At 67.2% G+C, this 17,058-nt stretch carries 13 protein-coding genes; 6 read left to right on the forward strand and 7 right to left on the reverse strand.

Annotated elements, in window-relative coordinates:
• The first annotated feature begins 276 nt into the window (after nucleotides 1-276).
• Entirely contained in the window at nucleotides 277-1,452 is a 1,176-nt protein-coding gene (locus tag CJ177_RS40815) for a S9 family peptidase (protein WP_095870421.1), read from the forward strand.
• On the opposite strand, the gene CJ177_RS40820 is transcribed toward CJ177_RS40815, so the two are convergent.
• The 6 genes from CJ177_RS40820 to CJ177_RS40845 all read right to left on the reverse strand — a co-directional run bounded on the left by CJ177_RS40820 (nucleotide 1,361) and on the right by CJ177_RS40845 (nucleotide 10,132).
• Nucleotides 1,361-2,983 (reverse strand): GMC family oxidoreductase, encoded by a 1,623-nt coding sequence (locus CJ177_RS40820; RefSeq protein ID WP_095870371.1) that lies wholly within the window; start codon nucleotides 2,981-2,983, stop codon nucleotides 1,361-1,363. The genes CJ177_RS40815 and CJ177_RS40820 overlap by 92 nt on opposite strands.
• Nucleotides 2,980-4,548: an APC family permease gene (locus CJ177_RS40825; RefSeq protein WP_005252403.1), complete on the reverse strand. Its 1,569-nt coding sequence runs from the start codon at nucleotides 4,546-4,548 to the stop codon at nucleotides 2,980-2,982. The genes CJ177_RS40820 and CJ177_RS40825 overlap by 4 nt, the downstream gene beginning before the upstream one ends.
• Nucleotides 4,549-4,604: 56 nt before the next feature.
• Nucleotides 4,605-6,125: an aldehyde dehydrogenase family protein gene (locus tag CJ177_RS40830; RefSeq protein ID WP_025433069.1), complete on the reverse strand. Its 1,521-nt coding sequence runs from the start codon at nucleotides 6,123-6,125 to the stop codon at nucleotides 4,605-4,607.
• The gene (locus CJ177_RS40835) at nucleotides 6,122-7,768 is read right to left on the reverse strand and encodes a BCCT family transporter (RefSeq protein ID WP_082833491.1); all 1,647 of its coding nucleotides are present in this window, start codon (nucleotides 7,766-7,768) and stop codon (nucleotides 6,122-6,124) included. The genes CJ177_RS40830 and CJ177_RS40835 overlap by 4 nt, the downstream gene beginning before the upstream one ends.
• Nucleotides 7,765-8,937, reverse strand: a complete 1,173-nt coding sequence (locus CJ177_RS40840; protein ID WP_005252400.1) for an aromatic ring-hydroxylating dioxygenase subunit alpha — start codon at nucleotides 8,935-8,937, stop codon at nucleotides 7,765-7,767. Before CJ177_RS40840 ends, CJ177_RS40835 begins: the two co-directional genes overlap by 4 nt.
• 382 nt (nucleotides 8,938-9,319) lie before the next feature.
• Nucleotides 9,320-10,132 carry an IclR family transcriptional regulator gene (locus CJ177_RS40845; RefSeq protein ID WP_005252398.1) on the reverse strand — a complete coding sequence of 271 codons (813 nt, stop codon included), beginning with the start codon at nucleotides 10,130-10,132 and terminating at the stop codon, nucleotides 9,320-9,322.
• Between the two features lie 198 nt (nucleotides 10,133-10,330).
• Here CJ177_RS40845 and CJ177_RS40850 point away from each other — a divergent pair, with 198 nt between their 5' ends.
• Nucleotides 10,331-10,675, forward strand: coding sequence for a bifunctional 3-phenylpropionate/cinnamic acid dioxygenase ferredoxin subunit (locus tag CJ177_RS40850; RefSeq protein ID WP_005253983.1), 345 nt, complete (start codon nucleotides 10,331-10,333; stop codon nucleotides 10,673-10,675).
• Entirely contained in the window at nucleotides 10,672-11,850 is a 1,179-nt protein-coding gene (locus CJ177_RS40855; protein ID WP_005252396.1) for an NAD(P)/FAD-dependent oxidoreductase, read from the forward strand. The genes CJ177_RS40850 and CJ177_RS40855 overlap by 4 nt, the downstream gene beginning before the upstream one ends.
• A gap of 8 nt (nucleotides 11,851-11,858) precedes the next feature.
• On the opposite strand, the gene CJ177_RS40860 is transcribed toward CJ177_RS40855, so the two are convergent.
• Nucleotides 11,859-12,659 carry an IclR family transcriptional regulator gene (locus CJ177_RS40860; RefSeq protein WP_005252395.1) on the reverse strand — a complete coding sequence of 267 codons (801 nt, stop codon included), beginning with the start codon at nucleotides 12,657-12,659 and terminating at the stop codon, nucleotides 11,859-11,861.
• A gap of 339 nt (nucleotides 12,660-12,998) precedes the next feature.
• Here CJ177_RS40860 and CJ177_RS40865 point away from each other — a divergent pair, with 339 nt between their 5' ends.
• From CJ177_RS40865 to CJ177_RS40875, 3 genes are read left to right on the forward strand one after another with little or no spacing between them, the layout of a single operon-like run.
• A complete protein-coding gene (locus tag CJ177_RS40865; RefSeq protein ID WP_095870372.1) occupies nucleotides 12,999-15,461 on the forward strand; it encodes an FAD-dependent oxidoreductase in 2,463 nt (820 codons plus the stop codon).
• Nucleotides 15,458-16,084 carry a cyclodeaminase/cyclohydrolase family protein gene (locus CJ177_RS40870; RefSeq protein ID WP_061044376.1) on the forward strand — a complete coding sequence of 209 codons (627 nt, stop codon included), beginning with the start codon at nucleotides 15,458-15,460 and terminating at the stop codon, nucleotides 16,082-16,084. The genes CJ177_RS40865 and CJ177_RS40870 overlap by 4 nt, the downstream gene beginning before the upstream one ends.
• Nucleotides 16,081-16,974: a bifunctional 5,10-methylenetetrahydrofolate dehydrogenase/5,10-methenyltetrahydrofolate cyclohydrolase gene (locus CJ177_RS40875; protein ID WP_095870373.1), complete on the forward strand. Its 894-nt coding sequence runs from the start codon at nucleotides 16,081-16,083 to the stop codon at nucleotides 16,972-16,974. Before CJ177_RS40870 ends, CJ177_RS40875 begins: the two co-directional genes overlap by 4 nt.
• Nucleotides 16,975-17,058 lie beyond the last annotated feature (84 nt).

Raw genomic sequence — 17,058 nt, forward strand, 5'->3', positions numbered from 1 at the left:
CCACCGCCAGGGCAGCACAAGCGGTACCGCCGCAAAAATGAGCGAATTACACTGCACAACAGTATATTTCATACTCCATTACCTCGGCGCCATTCAGACGCTGATCCCCGATCATTGCTCCGGCGCGAGCCCCCGCAATCACCCCGGGACCCCCGTTCGGCTCGCAAATCCATCGATCGATTGCACCGAAGCAGCACCACCACTGCCAATCGGCCGTCCTCGCACGGATCACGCGTGTCCTGGCCAGATGCCATCACGGGTACGTACGGTGACTCGGTGACCGAACCAGCGCGCAGAGTCGACATCGTCTTCGCCCCCGGCGTGGTGGCACACCGCGGAACCGCGGAGGAACTCGTGGGCCGGGCGCTGGATGCACGCGGCCTGACCGGCGAGTTGTCGTTCGCCGCGGACACCGCCGGGCTGGAGCGGGCCGTGCGGTCGGCGGCGGGGCGAGGCGAATTCATCGCCGTGCCCGGTGCCGGGGCCTCCTTCACCGCCCCGGCCGGCGGGGCGATCCGCGTCGATTTCGGGGAGGGCGAGGCCGACCGCTCGGCGGGCACCCGGGTCCACATCCGGGGGCGGGGACTCGACGGACTCCGCTACGCCGTCGACAGCTGGTACCACCACCGCTTCCACCCCGGGCGGATCGTCCGCTACGGCGACCACCCCGATCAGCGAGTGGAACTACGGATCCCGGGCGGCGACGGCCCCTTCCCCGTCGCCGTGTTGGTCCACGGCGGATTCTGGCGTCCTCGTTGGGAGTCCGACCTGATGGACGCGCTGGCGGTCGACCTGACGGCCCTCGGGTACGTCACCTGGAATGCCGAGTACCGGCGGGGCGCGGAGCACCGTTGGGCCGCAATGACATCTGATGTTGCCGACGCCGTGCGGGCCGTCGCGACCGTCCCGGAGGCGGACCCGGAGCGGGTCGTGATCCTCGGCCACTCGGCCGGTGCTCAGCTCGCGCTCCGCGCCGCCGCCGACGCCGCTGCCGAGCAGGCGGCGGTTCGTCCGGCCCTGGCGGTCAGCCTCGCCGGGGTGCTGAATCTGCGACTCGCCGGCGAACGCCACCTCGGCGAGGGCGCGGTGGCAGACGCCGTCGGCAGCCACTGGGCCGGCGACCGTGCGACGTACGAACGGTCGTCGCCGATCGAGCGACTGCCGCTGGGCATCCCTCAGCTGGTGGTGTGCGCCGTCGGGGACGAGCCGGACATGCTGGAGATGAGCAGGGAGTACCACGAAGCCGCCGCGGCGACCCCCGACGACGTCGTCCGGATCGAGGGGCCCGGCGATCACTTCACCGTCATCGATCCGGAGAGCGAGATCTGGCGAAGGACCGCCGAGGCGATAGACGCCCGGATCAGACCTCGGACAACGTCGACTCCGCCGCCCGCAGCCCGGCCGCGGACCGGCCACGGAGCAGATCCGCGCACCTCTCGGCCATCGTCATGACCGTGACGTTCGGATTGACGTGCGGCAGTTTCGGCATCGCCGACGCGTCGACCACCCGCAGTCCTCGAACCCCCTTGACCCGCAGTTCCGGGTCGAGCACCGCCATCGGATCGTCGACACTGCCCATTCGGGCCGTGCCCGCGGGGTGATACACCGTGTTGTGGGTCTTGTGGATGTAGTCGAGGATCTCGTCGTCCGTCACCGCGTCGGGTCCCGGCGCCAGTTCGCGGGCGATCCACCCGCGTAGCGCCTTCTGCTCGGCGATCGTGCGGGCCAGCTTCACCCCGGACAGCATCACCCGGTCGTCGTGACCCTCGCTGTCGGTGAAGTACCGTGGATCGACCTTCGCGCGGTCGCGGAAGTCCCGCGACCGCAGCCGGACCGTTCCGCGGGAGCGTCCCTGAGTGACGTTGGGTGTCAAGCAGAATCCGTTGTCGGTGGTCGGGTAACCCCACCGCAGGGTGTTCATGTCGAACGGGACGCTGCCGTAGTGCATCATCAGGTCGGGATGGTTCAGGCCCTCCCGGGTGGTCGCGAACAGGCCGATCTCCCACCACTGCGTCGATTCGGTGACCATCGGCTGGGACGCCTCCCAGAACACGAGCCCCTCGACGTGATCGTCGAGGTTCGATCCGACACCGGGCGAGTCGACGCGCACGGGAATCCCGAACTCCGCGAGATGCTCCGCCGGACCGATACCCGACAGCATCAGCAACTTCGGGGTGTCGATGGCCCCGGCCGTCACCACCACCTCCCGTCGCGCCGACACCGTGTCGTAGCCGGTGAGGTCGGGACGCTGGTACCGGACGCCCGTCGCCGTCTGCTGTTCGTCGAACAGGATCTCGCTCACCCAGCAGCCGGTCCGAACCTCCAGATTGGGCCGGGTCCCGAGGATCGGGTGCAGGTAGGCGTGCGACGACGACATCCGGGTACCGTCCTCGGACGCGTTGATCTGGAACCACCCGGCACCGTTGAGCACCGTTCCACCGCGGTTGAATGCAACGGTCGGCAGACCGACCGCGGCGGCGGCGTCGAGAACCGCTCGGCCGCACGGGTCGTTCGGCGGGACGTCGCGCAACCGCACCGGCCCGCCGCGGCCGTGCCCCTCACCGGGGGCGTCGTTGCTCTCCAGCCGACTGACGTACGGGAGGATGTCACGCGCACCCCATCCCGACGCCCCCATCGCCTCCCAGTCGTCCAGTGCCTCGGCGGGCGGCCAGAATGCGATACACGAGTTGTGGGACGAGCAGCCACCGAGAACCTTGGCCCGGGCGTGCCGCATGAAGCTGTTGCCCTTCTCCTGCGGCTCGACGGGGTAGTCCCAGTCGTACCCGGAGTCGAGCAGATGCATCCACTGGGACAGCTCGAGGATCGCCCGGTCCCCCACGTCGGACGGGCCCGCCTCGAGCAGGCACACCGTCACCGCCGGGTCTTCGCTGAGACGAGCCGCGAGAGCGCATCCCGCGCTGCCGCCGCCCGCGATCACGTAGTCGAATTCCCCTGCAGTGCTCTTCGATTCGCCGTCGGTCATCGGGCGAGCTCCTTGTCGTTCGGTTCGGATTCCGGCGCGGGCGTTACCACCGCCGCGCAGTGTGACGTCAACGTTCCGATGTGGTGCCTGCCGGTGGTGAGGTACCACAGCAGGCCGAACCCGAGGATGACGCCGATGTAGACGAAGGCGCCCCAGGTGTTGTACCAGGGTTCGCCGTACACGGCCTCGCGCGGCCAGGCAAGGTTGAGGGCCATCCCGATTCCCCACACGAGCGCGACGATGTTGACGGGTAGTCCCCATTTGCCCATCGTGAAGTAGCCACCCTCCTTCAGGTCCCGCGGCGGCCACTCACCCCGCAGCCTCTTCTTCAGCATCGGTCCGGTGACCATCAGGTAGGCCAGGTAGATCATGATGATCGCGATCGAGGTCAGCACGGTGAAGATGTGGGGCTGGCCGATGTTGACCACCAGGATCAGCGCGGCCACCACCCCGATCGTCACGGCAGGCACGACGGGTGTCCGCGTTCTCGGGTGGACGCGGGCGAGCCGCTCACCGAACGGGAGTGCGTTGTCGCGAGCCATCGCGAAGGTCAGCCGGATGGCGGCGGTATGCACCGCCAGCGAGCAGACGGTCACCGCGATCACGATGCATACCAGGAAGATCGTGCCCAGCGGCCCCCACATCACCTGCTCCACGATGTACTGCAGGCTGCCGTCCGACGCGCCGATCTTCGGATCGTCGAGGTCGGGTGCCGCCATCACGGCGAACACGAGGATCGCGCCGCCGATCACGAACGACGCGAGGATCGCACGGAAGATCGCTTTGGGGGCGGTGCGGCGAGGTTCGACCGTCTCCTCGCCCAGCGAACTCGCGGTGTCGAAGCCGTACATCACGTAGCCCGACGCGAGCGTCGCCACCAGGAACGCACCGAGGTATCCACCGCTTTCGCCTGCGCCGTACCCGTGGGTGGAGAAGAATACCTGCGGGCCGCGGGTCATGTTGGCGGCGAGGATGATCGCGATCAGCACCGCCGCGATGATCTCGATGAACACACCGGCGCTGTTGATCATCGCCATGAGACGGACACCGAGCGCGTTGACGACGGTGGTGAAGCCGATCATCACCGTCCCGAGAATGACGGCGTTGGTGGCGAAGTCGTGTTCTCCGGTGCCGTCACCGACGATCTGGAAGCCGCTCCACAGCCGCGGCAGGTTGAGCTGCAGTGCCAGCACAACGGCCGACAGGGTGACGATCGACGCGGTGAGCATCAGCCAGCCCGCGGACCACCCCACTATTCTGCTGCCGAGCGTCTTCGCCCAGTTGTACACGGAGCCTGCGATCGGATACTTGGCGGCCAGCTCCATGAAGCACAGTGCCACGGCGAGCTGGCCGACGAACACCAGCGGCCACGACCACAGGTAGGCGGGGCCGGCGGTGCCGAATCCGAAGTAGAACAACTGGAAAGTGCCGGTCAGAATGGAAATGTAGCTGACGCCCGCGGCGAAGCTCGCGAACTTGCCGATACTGCGATCGAGGGACTCCTTGTAGCCGAAATCCTCGAGTCCACTGTCGTGATCGCCGGTTGTGTTGTCGGTACTGGTCATTCGATCACTTCCTGAGAAGTTGAGTGTGCCTGCTCGCGCGCCCTGCCGGGAGAATGTCAGGGCGCGGTGAACCAACCCGCGAGAGGCGAGGTCGTGTTGTTCCAGATGTGTTTGACTTCCTGGTATTCGGAGAGCCCGGCGGGTCCGAGTTCGCGTCCGTTGCCGGACTTCTTGAATCCGCCCCATTCCGCCGCCGCGGTGTAGTAGCCGAAGTCGTTGAGCCACACGGTCCCGTGGCGCAGGCGGCGCACCACCCGTTCGCCCCGGGCGGCGTCCGACGTCCGGACTCCGGCGGCGAGGCCGTACTCGGTGTCGTTGCCGAGCCGGACCGCGTCCTCCTCGGTGGTGAATCTCTCGACCGTGAGAATGGGCCCGAACGTCTCCTCCTGCACGATGCGCATGGAGCGGTCGCAGTGGTCGAAGATGGTGGGCAGGTAGTAGCTGCCGCCGTCGAGCGCGGGATCGGCGGGCCGGGAGCCACCCGTACGGAGCGTCGCCCCTTCGGAGATACCCAGTGCCACATAGGATTCGATCTTGTCGCGCTGCGCCGCCGACACGAGAGGTCCGGTCTCGCTGCCGGGATCGAGACCCGGTCCGACGCGGATGGCCTCGGCGCGCGAGACGAGGGCGGCGACGAAGTCGTCGGCGATCGACTCCTCCACGATCAGCCGCGTCCCTGCCGAGCACACCTGCCCCGAATGCAGGAAGACGCCGGTGAGCACCTGGTCGACCGAGGACTCCCATTCGGCGTCCGCGAAGACGATGTGCGGGTTCTTCCCGCCCAGTTCCACAGCGACCTTCGTGACGTGCTTCGCGGCCGTCTGCAGGATGGTGGTGCCGGTCGCGAGTCCACCGGTGAACGAGATGAAGTCGACGTCACCGGTGTCGGTCAGCGCGGGGCCGAGGTCGGCGCCGCTGCCCTGCACGAGGTTGACGACCCCGGCGGGCACACCCGCCTCCTCGATCAGCCGGGCGAACGCGATCGTGCTCAGCGGCGTGACCTCACTGGGCTTGAGCACCATCGTGCACCCGGCGGCCAGCGCGGGTGCCACCTTCCAGGAGATCTGGAGCAGCGGGTAGTTCCACGGAGCGATGAGGACGCACACCCCGATCGGTTCGCGAACGACCCGGGAGACGACCGCGGGGTCACCCACGTCGACCACTCGGTCGCTGGAGACGAGGGCCAGCCGGGCGTAGTACCGGAATACCGAGACGACGTCGTCGATGTCGATTCGGCTCTCCACCAACGTCTTACCGGTGTCCAACGTCTCGATACGCGCCAATTCCTCCTTGTCGCGCTCGAGGAGATCCGCGATGCGCGACAGGAGCGACGATCGCACGGCAACCGCCGTCTCCGGCCAGTCCCCGGCATCGAAGGCCGCCCGGGCCGCCAGCACGGCTCGCCCGGCGTCTTCGGGCGACGCCTCGTCGACCGTGGCGATCACGTTCCCGGTTGCCGGGTCGATGCAGTCGCGGGTGCGCCCCGACGTCGCCGCGACCCACTCCCCCGCGATGAAATTCACCTTCCCGAACAACCTCGGGACGTCGAGATCCGCGGATAGTGCCGACATCTTCATACTGTGTCCGAAACCCTCTCGTGTGCAGACTTTTTCGATGAACCGACGATGAGCGGATCACGGGAGACGTCCCGATACAGCGAGAAGCACAGTCCGATCATCACCAGAAGGAACGGCGCGGCCGCGATGATCGTCATCGTCTGCAGCCCCTGAAGGGCGTCCGAGCCGCCGGTCCAGAGGATGAGTGCCGCGGTGCCCCCGGTGAGGGTTCCCCAGAAGATGACGACCCACGTGCTCGGTTCTCGTGCACCACGCTGCGACAGCGTGCCCATCACCAGCGACGCGGCGTCCGCGCCGGACACGAAGAAGATCGCAACCAGCACCATGACCAGCACGGTGGCGAATCCGGTCAACGGCAGATGGTCGAGCATCCCGAACAACTGGCCTTCGGTCGACGAGCGGGCCGCCAGGTCGACTCCGTCCTGCTGCTGTCCGATGCCGGCACCGCCGAACACCGCGAACCACACGAGGCTGACCGAGGTGGGAATGACGATCACGCCGATCACGAACTGCCGGATCGTGCGGCCGCGGCTGATCCGGGCGAGGAACATTCCGACGAACGGAGTCCACGACACCCACCACGCCCAGTAGAAGATCGTCCACGACGACAGCCAGGACGCCGTGTCGTCGCCGGAACTCGCGGCCGTCCGTCCCGACATGGTGGCGAGTTGCGCCGCATAGTCCGCGATCGCGGTGGGGAGCAGATTGAGGATGAGGACGGTCGGACCGAGCACGAACACGAACAGCGCGAGAATCACCGCCAGCACCATGTTGATGTTGGACAGCCAGTGGATGCCCCGCGCGACTCCCGACACCGCCGAACCGACGAACGCGAATGTCAGCAGCCCGACGAGGGCAACGAGCGCGAACGTGCCGACGTTGTCCATCCAGCCGATGATCTCGAGGCCGGAACCGATCTGCAGTGCGCCGAGCCCGAGCGACGCGGCGGTGCCGAACATCGTCGCGATGATCGCGAGGATGTCGATGACCTTCCCCACGGCGCCTTCCGAGCGGCGGCCGAGGAGAGGGAAGAACGCGGCGCTGATGAGTTGTTTGCGTCCGCGCCGGTAGGAGCCGTAGGCGATGGACAATCCGACGACCGCGTAGATCGCCCACGGGTGCAGTCCCCAGTGGAACATCGTCGTGGCCATCGCCGAACCGACGGAACCGTCTGTTCCCGGCGCCGGGCTCACCATGTGGGCGAGGGGTTCGGCGACGCCGTAGAACATCAATCCGATTCCCATGCCGGCGCTGAACATCATCGCGATCCAGCTCACCGTTCGGAACTCCGGTTTCTCGCCGTCGCGGCCGAGCGGAATCCGGCCGTACCGGGAGAACGCGAGGAACAGCGAGAAGACGACGAACGCCGACGACGCGGCGATGAACAGCCAACCGAGGTCGGCCACCAGCCAGTCCAGCGCCGCGGTCGACACGACCGAGAGGTTCTCCGGCGCCAGCAGTCCCCACAGGATGAGTCCGACACCGAGCGCCGCGGCCGTGCCGAACACCACCTTGTCGACGCTCCGCCGCCCCTCGCCGCCGGACGGCACCGCCGGCTCCTGCTCCTGGTGTCGAGGTTGCGGATCGACATCGTTCACCCTGGGAGGGTCGGTCACCCTCGGTTGCTCGCCGGCGTAGGTCATCGGGGATCCCCGCTCAGCCTTTCGAGTAGCCAGTCGTGGAATTCGCCGATGTGGTGTTCCGCGGGCACCAGCACACCCCCGTTCCGGTACGCCTTCGACGCCATCGTGGGCTGGGTCCGCTCACAGGCGTCGAAGTCCTGCTGGTTGACCCGGTGGAACAGCTCCACCGAACGGGAGACGTCGCGACCCGATGCGGTGACCTCCGGGGAGTACAGCCAGTCGCATTCGACGATGGTGCGATCCGCGGACACGGGGTACATGCGGTGGAAGATGACGTGGTCGGGCACGAGGTTGACGAAGACCTGCGGCCGGATCGTGATGGCGTAGTACTTGCGGTCCTGGTCGGGTCTGATGCCGGACAACGACTCGAATCCGCCGGTTCCGTCGATGGTGAACCCCTCGACGTCGTCACCGAAGGCGGCACCGTGCCCCACGAAGTACTGTGCGGCAAGGCCGTCCGCGAACTCGGGAAGTACCTCGGTGAGCTCGGGGTGGATGGTCGCGCAGTGGTAGCACTCCATGAAGTTCTCGATGATCAGCTTCCAGTTGGCCGCGACGTCGTAGACGATCCGGCGGCCGAGTTCCAGGGTTCCGATCTGGTACCGGTCGATGGCGGCCGGATCACCGAGTCGTTCGGTGACGGCGCCGACGACCTCGTCCTCGAACGACGGCGGTTCGTCGGCCAGGCACACCCATGCGTAGCCGAGCCATTCGCGAAGCGCGACCGGCACCAGTCCGTACCGCACCCGGTCGATGTCGGCTCCGGTCTCGTCCCGCAGCGCGGCCATGTTGGGGGCGGCCACCAGTTTGCCGTCGAGTCCGTACGTCCACGCGTGGTAGGGGCACTGAAGGTTTCTGCGGATCTGCCCTTCGTCCTCGGTACACAGCATGGCGCCGCGGTGCCGGCAGATGTTGAGGAAGGCGCGCAGTTCCCCGTCGCGGCCGCGGACGAGGAGCACGCTCTCCCGGCCCACCGTGACCTTCCGGAAGGCTCCGGGGTCGGCGAGATCGGCGGCGCGGACGGCGCAGAACCACATCGCCTCGAACAGGTTCTCCTGTTCGTCCGTGAAGATGTCGGCGTCGGTGTAATAGCGGCCACCGAGGGTGGGGATCAGTGCCGGTGCGGGCGCGGAGGCGGGAGCGGGGGCTTGGACGTCCGGAGCGGACATAGATGTCACCGTTTCTTTCGTTGCCGGGAAAGATGCGTTTCGGTCGGGCTGTGACCTGATGTCTGTGTGCGTAGGGGGCGCAGATCGCAGGGGGCGTCGTTGCCGAGTGTGACGACATGCGTGCCCGATCCGCGGCGACCGTTCGAACAGCGGGCAGCTGTTCCCGCCGAGTCATCGCGGCGTCAGCATTGTTGCGTCATCAGCAACGCTATGCGATTTACACAACTTAGACTGTGGCCCGCGGACGTGTCAAACATCACATTCGACACTTCTTTCGCAGACGCGACACGACCGAAACACCGCGTTAACCGCGGACGGCCGAAACCCGGGCAAACGGGACTATCCGTTCGTCCCGCCTTGAGGGAGAGGCACTTCCGGGCGTTCAGTCACCCGCGCCGACGGATTGCTGCGCTTCGATCCGCGCGACCGCGTCGGCGAGTTCGAGCGCCACGGCCTCGAACCGTTCGGGCGCCAGCCGGTACTCCGGACCGGACACACAGATCGACGCGACGATCCGGTTGGTGACCTTGCTCCGCACCGGCACGGCGATGGAATTGAGCCCCGCTTCGAGTTCCTCGGCCGTGGACGCCCACCCGCGCGACCGCACGTGCTCGAGTTCGACGTCGAGCGCCCGGAAGTCGGTGATCGTATTGGGAGTGAGCGGGCTCAACTGCGGCCCCAACCGGCTCCGGAGCTGGCCGGACGTCAATTCCGAGACCAGGACCTTGCCGGTCGCGGTCGCGTGCGCCGGGGTCACCTGACCCACCCACGTACGCAGCGCGACGTGGCGATCACTGCGGGCCTCGAGCACGTTGAGGGTCGCCGCACCGTCCAGTACCGCGAGGTTGACCGTCTCCCCGAAGGCATCGGCCAGGCGGTCGCACTCCGGCTGCGCAACCTCGACGAGCCCGCTCTGCGCGACCGTGGCCTCGGCCAATCGCACTACCGCGAATCCGAGCTGATACTTGCCGCGAACACCCGCTTCCTCCACGAATCCGCGTTGCTGCAGCGATGCGATCAGGCGTGACACGGTCGATTTGTGCACGCCGAGACGCACGGCGATCTCCGAGGCGCCGACACGGCCTTCTGCCGCGACTATCTCGAGCACGTCGATGGCACGTTCCACCGCGTGCACGGTCTTCGCCTTTCCTTCCGTTCCCTGGGCCGCGGGCGCCGTTGCCTCGGATTCACTCATGCCCCGAGGTTATGCCCACACACTTCGGGAACGCAGTTTTTACACGCGAATGCTTGACACCGTGGGGCAGCACCGGAGAGCATTGTGTTGCACACCTTGCAAGTCGTCGCGCATAGCGCAACAAACGCTCCACAACTTGTCCTTCCTCCCCGACGCTTTCGGAGGTATCGAGTGATTCTCGATAACGATTCCCCAGTTGTGACCCACCCCGGCGCCACGGCCTTCCCCGTGTGCGAACTCGTGACACTGCCCGTGGGCGAAGTCGTCACGGTGACCCCGCCGGGCATGGCTGCCATCTCCGTCTTCCACACCTCCGACGGTCTGTATGCCATCGACGACACCTGCACCCATCAGGACGCCTCCCTCGCCGACGGCTGGGTCGAAGGCTGCACCGTCGAGTGCCCGCTCCACGAAGCGTGCTTCGACCTGCGCACCGGAGTGCCCTCGGGCCCACCGGCCAAGATCGCAGTCCGCACACACGATGTGTCGATCGTCGACGGCACCGTGCTGCTTCATCTCGAAGAGAAGGGCGACGCCCGATGAACACTGTCCCGAATTCCATTGTGGTACTCGGTGCTTCACTCGCCGGACTGTCGGCGGTCCGCGCACTGCGCGAGAAGGGATACGCAGGCCGCCTCGTCGTGGCCGGGAGCGAGCAGTCCCTGCCCTACGACCGGCCGCCCCTGTCCAAGGAATTCCTCACCGGCGACCTGACCGACGAGGACCTCCTGTTGATGAACAGCGACGACGACACACTCGACGTCGAATGGCGCATGAACCGAACGGCCACCGGTCTGGTCCGCTCCCCCGACGGGAGCCACCGGGTCACGTTCGACGACGGATCCCACTTCGACGCCGATGCCGTCGTCGTCGCGACGGGCGCGCGCGCCCGGACCCTGCCCGGACACTCCGGCCTCGCCGGCGTGCACACCCTCAGGTCGGTCGACGACGCACGCGCACTGCGGGATTCGCTGTCACGTGCACAGAACCTCGTGATCGTGGGAGCAGGGTTCATCGGCGCCGAGGTGGCCTCCACCGCGGCCCGCATGAGCCTGAACGTCACCGTCGTCGAGGCCTCGCCCACGCCCCTCGCCGGCCCGCTCGGCATCGAACTCGGGGCGATCTGCGCAGGACAGCATGCCGCACACGGCGTCCGGCTCCTCACCGGGGCAGTCGTCGCCGCACTGCTCGGTGACGACGCGGTCGAAGCCGTCCAGCTGAGTGACGGAACGACCCTCCCCGCGGACGCCGTGGTGGTCGGAATCGGGGCCGTCCCCAATGTCGAATGGGCAAGCGACTCGGAACTGATGATCGAAGACGGTTTCCTCACCGACTCGTCGTGCCGCACGAACGTCCCCGGCGTGTACGCGATCGGCGACTGCGCACGGACGTTCGACGACGCCCACCAGGTGCACCACAGAAGCGAACACTGGAGCAACGCCGTCGCACAGGCCGCCACCGTCGCCGACACGATCATGGCCACACCGTCCGGACCCGCCGCGATCCCGTACTTCTGGTCCCACCAGTACGGCAAGATGCTGCAGTTCGCCGGGACGAGACACAGCACCGACGAGGTCCGGTTCGTCGACGGCGATCCCGGAACCGGCACGTTCGTGGCCACCTACGACCGGGACGGCGACACCGTGGGCGTCTTCGCGATGAACAGTCCCCGGCTGTTCACCCGGTACAAGAAGCAACTCGCCAGGTCGCGGGCCTGATGCCGACACTACGTGACGGCATAGCCCAATCGGCTGCTGATCTGCTGGGACGTGTCGAGTGCGGCGCGGGCGACGTCCTCGAACCGTTCCGGCAGCAGTCGGTAGGCGGGGCCGGACACACTCAGAGCAGCAATCATTTTCGACGTGTAGTCGCGGATCGGGACGGACACCGCGTTCAGCCCGAGTTCGAGTTCCTCCTCGGACTCCGCCCAGCCCCGCTCGCGAATGGTTTTCAGCGATTCCACGAGCGCAGGCACATCGGTGAGAGTTTTCTCCGTGAGAGCAATCGGAGTTTCTCCCACGCGCTCCGCGAGTTCGCTGTCGGACAATTCCGTCAGCAACAATTTTCCACTCGCCGTCGCATGTGCCGGGCTGCTCTGACCCACCCAGGTATTGGTACCGACACCGGACGGACCGTCCGCTTTGACGATGCTCACCGAGCGATTGCCGTCGAGTATCGACACATTGACGCTCTCGCCGACAGTTTCCGCCAGTTCGGCGCACAATTCCTGACTCTGCCGCACCAGATCGCCGTCCGGCGACGCGGTGCGGGCCAGACGGACGATGGAATTGCCGAGCTGGAACTTTCCCCGGTTCTTCAATTGGGCGACGTAGCCTCGCGAATCCAGAACGGCAACGAGGCGCGACGCGGTCGACTTGTGGACACCCAACTCGTCGGCGATTTCCGTGACGCCGGCGGTACCGAGCCTCGCCAGGATTTCGAGTACCGCCAGAGCGCGGTCCACTGACTGCACAGCGCCGGACGGCCGGCTCCGATCTCCATTCGAGTTATCGTCCAATTCAGTCATCGCGACTTCAGGATAGGCGACATCACCGTGCGACGGTTACCTCCATCCACACCCGGTTCCGCGTCATCACCGTCGCGCACGGTGCACATTTCCACGGTCGCTCGCGGAATCGCTGTTATTTCCCAAACCAATCATCGTGGAATTAACCGCAATTCGGGGTTGACCCCCTTACTCTTCCGAACCTAATGTGTTGATATATCAGTTGTCGTAATGGGTTCACATCAGTCCGATCCGTTTCGCAATTCACAGTTCTTTCCGGCGCCGTTCGAGCCCACACCGAACACCGAATCTCCCGCAACTTCGCCACACACAGGCACCCACCCAACCAGGAGGACCATCATGGGGTCACCGCGCGTAGTGATCATCGGAGCCGGCATCGTCGGCGCGAATCTGGCCGACGAGCTCACCGCTCGCGGCTGGGATCGGATCACGGTTCTCGACCAGGGACCGTTGCCGCTCACCGGAGGCTCCACGTCGCACGCACCGGGCCTGGTGTTCCAGACGAACGCGTCCAAGACGATGACCGAGTTCGCCCGGTACACGGTCGAGAAGTTCGTCGGACTCGACGTGGACGGCGAATGGTGCTTCAACCAGCTCGGCGGACTCGAGGTGGCCACCACCCCCGAGCGTCTCGCCGATCTGCACCGCAAGCAGGGCTGGGCCACGTCCTGGGGCATCGAGGGCGCCGTCCTCGACCCGGCCGAGTGCGCGAAGCTGCACCCGCTGCTCGACGAGAAGCGGGTTCTCGGCGGGCTGTACGTGGAGACGGACGGCCTGGCGAAGGCGTCCCGTGTCGTCGTCGCGCTGGCCCGGCGCGCCGAGGCCCGCGGTGCCGTGTTCCAGGGTTCGACGAAGGTGATCGGCATCGAACAGAGCGGCGGCAGGGTGACCGGCGTCGCCACCGCCGACGGGGTGATCCCCGCCGACATCGTGGTGTCCTGCGCGGGCTTCTGGGGTCCCGACATCGGCGCGATGGTGGGCATGGACGTCCCGCTGCTCCCTCTGGCGCACCAGTACGCGAAGACCGAGCAGATTCCCGAACTCGTCGGACGGAACACCGAACTCGCCGAGGCGGGCTTCCCGATCCTGCGCCACCAGGACCAGGATCTGTACTTCCGTGAGCACGTCGACCGCCTCGGCATCGGCACGTACGCTCACCGCCCGATGCCGGTGAACCTGCGCGACCTGGACGAGAGCGACGACGTGTCCGCGTCCGACATGCCGTCGATGCTGCCGTTCACGGAGGAAGACTTCGCGCCGTCGTGGGAGCAGAGCAAGTTGCTGCTGCCGTGCCTCGAATCCGCGAAACTGGAGGCCGGCTTCAACGGGGTCTTCTCGTTCACCCCGGACGGCGGACCGCTCATCGGCGAGTCCCCGGACGTCGCCGGGTTCTGGATCGCCGAGGCAGTGTGGGTGACGCACTCCGCCGGTGTCGGCCGGGCGGTCGCGCAACTGCTCGTCGACGGCCGCTCCGAGGTCGAACTGCACGGCTGCGACGTGCACCGCTTCGAGGAGATCCAGCTCGCACCCGACTACGTCAGCGAGACGTCGCAGCAGAACTTCGTCGAGATCTACGACGTGCTGCACCCGCTGCAACCCAAGGAGTCTCCCCGCGACCTGCGGGTCAGCCCCTTCCACGCTCGCCAGAAGGAACTCGGCGCCGTGTTCCTGGAGAGCTCCGGCTGGGAGCGCCCGCACTGGTTCGAATCCAACGCCCGTCTGGTGCAGGACCTTCCGGCCGAATGGCAGCCGCCGGCCCGTGAACCGTGGGCGGCGATGTTCCACTCCCCCATCGCCGCGGCCGAGGCCTGGCGTACCCGCACGTCGGTGGCGATGTACGACATGACACCGCTGAAGCGGCTCGAGATCAGCGGCCCCGGCGCGCTGGCCCTGCTCGACCGGCTGACGACCGGCAAGATGGACAAGTCCGTCGGGTCCGTCACCTACACGCTCGCGCTCGACGAGACCGGTGGCGTCCGCAGCGACCTCACCGTCACGCGACTGTCCGACACCGTCTTCCAGGTCGGCGCCAACGGCAACCTCGACCTCGACTACTTCCGCCGCCAGTCCCCCGACGACGGCAGTGTGCAGATCCGGGACATCACCGGCGGCACGTGCGGGATCGGGTTGTGGGGTCCGCGAGCCCGGGACCTGGTGCAGGCGCTGAGCTCCGACGACTTCACGAACGAGAACTTCAAGTACTTCCGCGCGAAGCAGGTCCGCATCGGCGGTGTTCCCGTCACGGCGATGCGTCTGTCGTACGTCGGCGAACTCGGCTGGGAGCTGTACACGTCCGCCGACAACGGTCTGCGACTGTGGGATCTGCTGTGGGCGGAGGGGCAGAAGTACGACGTCATCGCCGCCGGCCGCGCCGCGTTCAACAGCCTGCGGATGGAGAAGGGCTACCGCTCGTGGGGCAGCGACATGACCACCGAGCACAACCCCTACGAAGCCGGTCTCGGTTTCGCGGTCCGGCTGCAGAAGGGCGACTTCCGTGGGCGTGACGCGCTCGACGGCGTTTCCGACGAGACGGTGGAGCGGCGCCTGGCGTGCCTCATGATCGACGACCGCACGTCGGTGGTCCTCGGCCACGAGCCGGTGTTCGTCGACGGACAGCCCGCCGGGTACGTCACGAGCGCCGCGTTCGGTCACACGGTGGGGGCGCCGATCGCCTACGCCTGGCTTCCCGCGAACGCGACCGTCGACACCGCTGTGGAGATCGAGTACTTCGGACGCCGCATCCCCGCAACGGTCGTGGCCGAGCCGCTCGTCGACCCCGAGATGAAGAAGATCCGGTCATGACCCTCCGAGACGACACGATCGCCGGATTCCTGGATTCGCTCGCCGCTCGGACCCCCGCGCCCGGCGGCGGCGCGACCGGCGCTCTCCACCTCGGCCAGGCAGCCGCGCTGGTCTCGATGGTCGCCCGCTACACCACCGGCAAGAGGTACGCCGACCACGGGATGCTCGTCGAACGCATCTGCGCCTCAGCAGATGCGTTTCGCGAGAAGGCCCTGCAGTTCGCCGAGGACGACATGGCGGCATTCACGGCCGTCATCGACGCCTACCGGCTCCCCCAGGACACGGACGACGAAACGGCCGCCCGCAGGTCGGCGATCGCGACCGCCCTCGCCGGCGCCGCCGCGGTCCCCGCCGAGGTGGTGGTCGCGGCAGGCGACGTCGTCGCACTCGCCGACGTCCTGCTGCCGGTGGCGAACCGCACCGTCGTCAGCGACGTCGCGGCCGCCGCCGAGGCTGCCCGCGCAGCCGCCACCACCGCCCGGGTGAACATCGAGGTGAACCTGCCGGGTATCACCGATCCGGATACCCGGCGGGCCCTCACCGAGTGCCTGTCCGGCGTCGACGCGATCGTCGAGCGTGCCGACGCAGTCACGACACGAGTACGAAAGCAGCTGAGTTCATGACCAGAAGCCTCGGTGGCGCCGAACTCGCCACCTCCATCCGCAACGACGCGTCCGTCGCCGCCGCAGCCCTCGCCGAAATCGGGGTCTTGCCCAAGCTGGCGGTCGTGCAGGCCACCGACGACGAATCGACTGCCTGGTACGTGCGTTCCATCGCGTCGGCCGCGAAACGCACCGGAATCCTGTGCGACATCGTCGATCTCGGCGCCGCGGCGTCGACCGAGCAGATCCGCAGCACGCTCGTCGAACTCGGCCACGACCCGGATGTCCACGGAATCATCCTGCAGACACCCCTGCCGGACGGAACCGACCTCGACGCCCTCCGGGAAGCGATCAACCCCGCCAAGGACGTCGACGGCGCGAACCCGGTCAGCCTCGGCCGCCTCGTCGCGCGTCTGCCCGCGTTCGCGCCCGCCACCGCACAGGCCGTGATCGCTCTCCTCGATCACCACGGAATCTCCCCGCACGGGAGGACGGCCGCGGTGGTCGGCAGATCGACGGTGGTCGGAAGTCCCGTCGCGCATCTGCTCGTGCAGCGCAACGCGACGGTGACCGTCTGCCACCGGCACACCACCGACCTGGCCGCCGGCACGCGTGACGCGGACATCCTCGTCGTCGCGGTCGGCATTCCCGGACTGATCACGGCCGACCACGTCGCCGACGGCGCCGTCGTCATCGATGTCGGGACGACGGCGACCGCGGACGGCCAACTGCTCGGTGACGTCGACGCCGCGGCCGTCGACGGCCGGGCGGGCGCGCTGACCCCGGTCCCCGGCGGGGTGGGACCGGTGACCACGGCGTTGCTGCTCAATCACACGGTCGACGCCGCCGCGACCCAGTACGCCCAGACTCGATCGGACTCCCTGCTCGCCGGGTTCCGTAGCAGCGTCTGACTTCGTCTCCACCCCTTGACCCGCTCGTCCAGCCTGAAATAGCATGGGCCCATTCTGATATATCAGTTCGCTCGGACTGACACC

The organism is Rhodococcus sp. ACPA1 (assembly GCF_002300195.1).
Taxonomy (GTDB): domain Bacteria; phylum Actinomycetota; class Actinomycetes; order Mycobacteriales; family Mycobacteriaceae; genus Rhodococcus_F; species Rhodococcus_F opacus.

Excerpts from the sequence above, each read along its gene's own strand:
- CJ177_RS40830 (WP_025433069.1), bottom strand. The coding sequence starts at position 6,125 with ATGAAGATGTCGGCACTATCCGCGGATCTCGACGTCCCGAGGTTGTTC.
- CJ177_RS40820 (WP_095870371.1), bottom strand. The coding sequence starts at position 2,983 with ATGACCGACGGCGAATCGAAGAGCACTGCAGGGGAATTCGACTACGTG.
- CJ177_RS40865 (WP_095870372.1), top strand. The coding sequence starts at position 12,999 with ATGGGGTCACCGCGCGTAGTGATCATCGGAGCCGGCATCGTCGGCGCG.
- CJ177_RS40875 (WP_095870373.1), top strand. The coding sequence starts at position 16,081 with ATGACCAGAAGCCTCGGTGGCGCCGAACTCGCCACCTCCATCCGCAAC.
- CJ177_RS40840 (WP_005252400.1), bottom strand. The coding sequence starts at position 8,937 with ATGTCCGCTCCGGACGTCCAAGCCCCCGCTCCCGCCTCCGCGCCCGCA.
- CJ177_RS40855 (WP_005252396.1), top strand. The coding sequence starts at position 10,672 with ATGAACACTGTCCCGAATTCCATTGTGGTACTCGGTGCTTCACTCGCC.
- CJ177_RS40835 (WP_082833491.1), bottom strand. The coding sequence starts at position 7,768 with ATGACCTACGCCGGCGAGCAACCGAGGGTGACCGACCCTCCCAGGGTG.
- CJ177_RS40860 (WP_005252395.1), bottom strand. The coding sequence starts at position 12,659 with ATGACTGAATTGGACGATAACTCGAATGGAGATCGGAGCCGGCCGTCC.
- CJ177_RS40870 (WP_061044376.1), top strand. The coding sequence starts at position 15,458 with ATGACCCTCCGAGACGACACGATCGCCGGATTCCTGGATTCGCTCGCC.
- CJ177_RS40845 (WP_005252398.1), bottom strand. The coding sequence starts at position 10,132 with ATGAGTGAATCCGAGGCAACGGCGCCCGCGGCCCAGGGAACGGAAGGA.
- CJ177_RS40825 (WP_005252403.1), bottom strand. The coding sequence starts at position 4,548 with ATGACCAGTACCGACAACACAACCGGCGATCACGACAGTGGACTCGAG.